General features: G+C 46.8%; 3 protein-coding genes. 1 reads left to right on the top strand and 2 read right to left on the bottom strand.

The features are described 5' to 3' along the window. The coding region (locus AC1DUA_RS25890; RefSeq protein WP_477502505.1) for a helix-turn-helix domain-containing protein at positions 1–298 on the top strand (298 nt) is incomplete at its 5' end. A gap of 18 nt (positions 299–316) precedes the next feature. Here the strand turns inward: AC1DUA_RS25890 and AC1DUA_RS25885 are convergent. Continuing rightward, a complete protein-coding gene (locus AC1DUA_RS25885; protein WP_477502504.1) occupies positions 317–1,720 on the bottom strand; it encodes an MATE family efflux transporter in 1,404 nt (467 codons plus the stop codon). A gap of 249 nt (positions 1,721–1,969) precedes the next feature. Beyond that, positions 1,970–4,301: 3-keto-alpha-glucoside-1,2-lyase-like domain-containing protein (locus AC1DUA_RS25880; protein ID WP_477502503.1), on the bottom strand; the 2,332-nt coding region annotated here is incomplete at its 5' end.

The raw sequence follows: 4,301 nt of genomic DNA, 5'->3' as shown, positions 1-4,301 counted from the left end.
GGCGTATCTGGATCAACATCTGACGGAAGATTTGACACTTGAACGGCTCGAAAAGATGTTTTTTATTAGCAAATATCATCTAAGCCGACTTTTCAAGAAACATACGGGCAGCACCATCCATGAATACATCATCTACAAACGGATTGYGCTTGCCAAAAAAATGCTCACAGAAGGTCACAACGTGACTGAAGCCTGCATGGGGTCCGGTTTCAATGATTACACTGGCTTCCTGCGTATGTTCAAGAAAAAAGTAGGCGTGCTGCCCAAGTATTACGCGAGCAAACAAGCACTTAAATGACCCCTGATTGAATGGGGTCTATTTCCCACTCGTAGGCTCGATCAAGCGGTGTTTATACCACTTGTCCCCATAGTAGCGCCAGAGGAAAACCGCCCCGCGCACGCCCCATTCCAATTGCATAGCCGCCCAAACCCCGATAACTCCGAAGCCCAAGGTGATCCCAAACACATAACCAAGTACAACCCGGAACAACCACATGGTCAACATCGAAGAAATCGAGGTGAAACGCGAATCCCCCGCAGCTCGCAGTGCCCCAGGCAGTAGAAAACTGATCGACCATAGAGGGATCTGAGCTAACAGATTGACCAGCATAATGAGATACAGATCATCCATAATCTCTGCCGGAGGRCTGAACAATCCTACAAGAGGTTTGAAAAACGGAAGCAGCAGCAGCCCCATTAATAACAGGGAACCTGATGACAGCCACATAAACGACCTCGTAAATTTACGGGCATCCTGAATATTGCGCCTCCCGATACATTGCCCTACCACCGTGACTAACGCCGTAGACAGTGCGATCGAAGGAATTTGTAACAACATCGCGATTACCGAGCTGATAGCGTTAGTCGCAATCGCATAGGTGCCTAGGCTTACGATATAGATTTGGGTTAACATTTTTCCCCCGTTAAAAAATAACTGCTCCGCTGCGAATGGCAGCCCAATGAACATGATTTTCTTAAACATGGAGAAATTCCAATCGAGTACATCCTTAAGCCGAATTCGCAGGCTGGCATCCATACGCAGCAAGTAGAACAATGCGCAACCTGCTGCCAAATAACGGGAAATATTCACAGCTACGCTTAACCCTAGAACACCCATGTCCAGATAATGGACAAATACGATATTGAGCAGCACATAGGTGAGGTTCATGATTAAAGACAACATCAGGGTCACTCTTGTCCTGCCGATCCCTCTAAGCGCTCCGTTGATCGCTTCCTTGATTGCAATCCCCGTGAAAGATATGCAGCTTCCCACCAAATAGGTACCGGCATGAGAGAACACCTCTGGCTCCGCCGTTCCGAATAGCACCTTCAGGATTGGATGATAGAACAGCAGAACCAGCAGGCTAAGCACCAACGCCACCAACGTGACCACGGAAAGCGAGCTTGCCGCTGCTTTGGAAACCATTTTCTCATTGCCACTACCCTTATACTGCGCCACCACAACTGTACCACCGGTCGCCAAGGCGACAAATACGTTAACCAAAAACATGTTGAGCGAATCGACCATGCTTACGGCACTGATCGCCGCCACGCCCGATGAACTAATCATCGCGGTATTCACCAAACTTAAGCCGACAAGAAAGGCTTGGTCGATGAGAATCGGGAGAAATAGCGAGATGACCTGACGATAATCGATAGATTCCCCTGTAAGATACTTGTTCAAAATAGCATGGCAATAAGCCTTATATCGTACCATCATGCTAATGATTCACTTCCCATCCGTAATTGTCCGCAGTCCCCCGTATGCTGATTCGAATTTCCTTAGATGATTCGAGGTGCCGGGAGCAGGTGCGGCCGTTCAATGAATATTCAAATAACACCCATTATAACAAACTTTTTGGTTGCACCGTTGCTATTTATTGGATGTAAGCTTAAACAAAAGAAAGTTAGGACAAAAAAAATGGAATCATGCTGTGAAAGCCATGATTCCATTCCTCTTCCATTCTACTTACTGATTCAACACCTTCTGTGCCATTTTCGCTAGATCTTCAATATCTACTTTACCATCGCCAGTTAAGTCTGCTGCTCTAGCCACATTCCAATCTGGACTGCTGCTATTTTTTCCATAATGAGTGGCAAGGATCGCTAAATCACCGATTGAGTATTTACTGTCATGGTTCAAGTCACCGTCAGAGACGTAACCCTCAATCCGCACTGTAAGTTCAGCGGGTAGAGCTTCTGTCTCCGTGCCTTTCTCATCTGCCAAAACTGCTTTGAGCACCGCGATGTTACCAGCGGAATTAGGAGAACCTTTCGCTTTAAATTGGAGTGTAACAAGCGGTGTTTCATACTTGCTCTGATCATCTCCCCCAATGTTCGCTAGCACCATGCGAACGCTGCCATTATGATCATCGACATAATGAACCACAGCAATTCCCTTGGCAGCTGAGTCTATCTTCTGCAGCTCAAACAAATCCGCTTGATACTTCAACGTAACATCTGACCCGTATACTGTGTTTGTTACACTTGATACACCAAGCTTTACGGCGAACGTCGAACCTTCATTGACTAGGCTAGCTCCGTCCAATGTCATGTTCGGTTGTACCTCATCTTCCATCTCAGCTACACGAATGTTATCGAACGTTGCATTAGCCTTGTAAGTGCGAAGCCCAATAGCGCCTTCTGTGTAGGTACCGTCAACTGCACTAGCCACAAGCGTATCGTTAACATATACGTCAATGTTTGGTCCCTTGGCTACAACTTTTAATCGATAAACCGTGTCTACGCTGATCGGAGGGGCAGCTTTATTCGCCAATTCTGTCCAATTGTTATTTAACTTGCCTAATTGAACGCGACCAGCGAGCGTAATGCCCGCATAATACCCTTGCAAGTTATCCGTTCCAACAGTTGGATTATTCACTCTGAATATGACGCCAGCATTAGCCAAATTGGGACTAGCGCTCATGGAGATATCCGTTTCGTAAGTGAAGTCTTGGAATTTCGTATCCTTAGCCACAGCTTTATAGCCTTCACCGTTAATCACGGTGTATTTGCCGGTGGCAGCACTCCACTCACCACCGTATGTCGTCCAACCATCTGCATTCAGATCATCAAACGTATCTATAAAAGGCAGTGGATTGTTGGCTTTATCGCGGAATTGCTTGATGGCTGCATCTAGCGCAGCTATCGCTGTTTTAATGCCATCCGCGGTGGTTTGCTCGTTATCATACGCAGCTTGTGCGTTCGCAATTGCTGCTGAGAAGATATTCACGATTTGCTGCTTATACTGTCCTGGTCCATCTCCTACAACGGCGTTATCACGAATTTGCTTCGCTGCTTGAATGCTAGTCAGGAGATCGGATTTATTGCTGCTGCCGATTAATTCCCTGTGTGCTGCGGCAACGCGAGCAAAATCAACCTTTTCCACTTTGCGGTCATAACTTAATAATCCATTGATCTCATATTCGACATCCGAGATTTGGGTATATACGGCCGCACTAAGTCCAGGTTTATCCTTCAGTTTCTTGATCGTATTGATATAACTAATATACTGATCCGTTAGCTCTTCCTTAGTATTCATGGCTAGTCCGGCATACACAGTCAAAGGACTGAACTCATGCCCTGGCACGCGAAGGCCTACGCCCCCATATTCACCAAGCGTTGCGGCCCGATATTCCGAAGGAGTCGGCGACTCGGGTGCTGGATACCTGTGCCAATCAAGGAAGTGACCCGCTTTGGACTCGTTAGCTCCACCTCCGGCATCGTACCATCCAGTAACTCCATTAATGAGGCGAGTTGAATCTGCCTTCAGCGCATGCGCGATGGCCTCTCTGGTATAGTCTCCACCGTTGTCGAATTGACCCCAGCCTTCATTAAAAACAATATAGACGATGATCGCAGGCGAATTCTGCAATTGCTTGATCATTTCATCGAATTCTTTGTAATACTGCGGCTGAGCCGACACATCTCTGCTGGTTCCACTTGGCATATCCTGCCAAACGAGAAGTCCCAATTTGTCTGCCCAGTAATACCAGCGGGCGGGTTCAATCTTAATATGTTTGCGGATCATGTTCATATCCATCCGCTTCTCAGCTTCAATATCAAATTTCAGTGCGTCATCTGTTGGCGCTGTATAAAGGCCATCCGGCCAATATCCTTGATCCAAAGTTCCCATCTGAAAGACGAATTTCCCGTTCAACATAGGACGCTGGATACCATCGACTTTTCCTAGTTTTACTTCTCTCATTCCGAAGTAACTGTCTATTTTATCGACGATCGTCCCACCATCTTTCAATGACACCTGTAGATCGTAGAGGAATGGGTCGTCCGGTGTCCACCAT

The organism is Paenibacillus sp. 01T422, from assembly GCF_056398785.1.
This window is presented reverse-complemented; position numbering and strand designations above follow the sequence as displayed.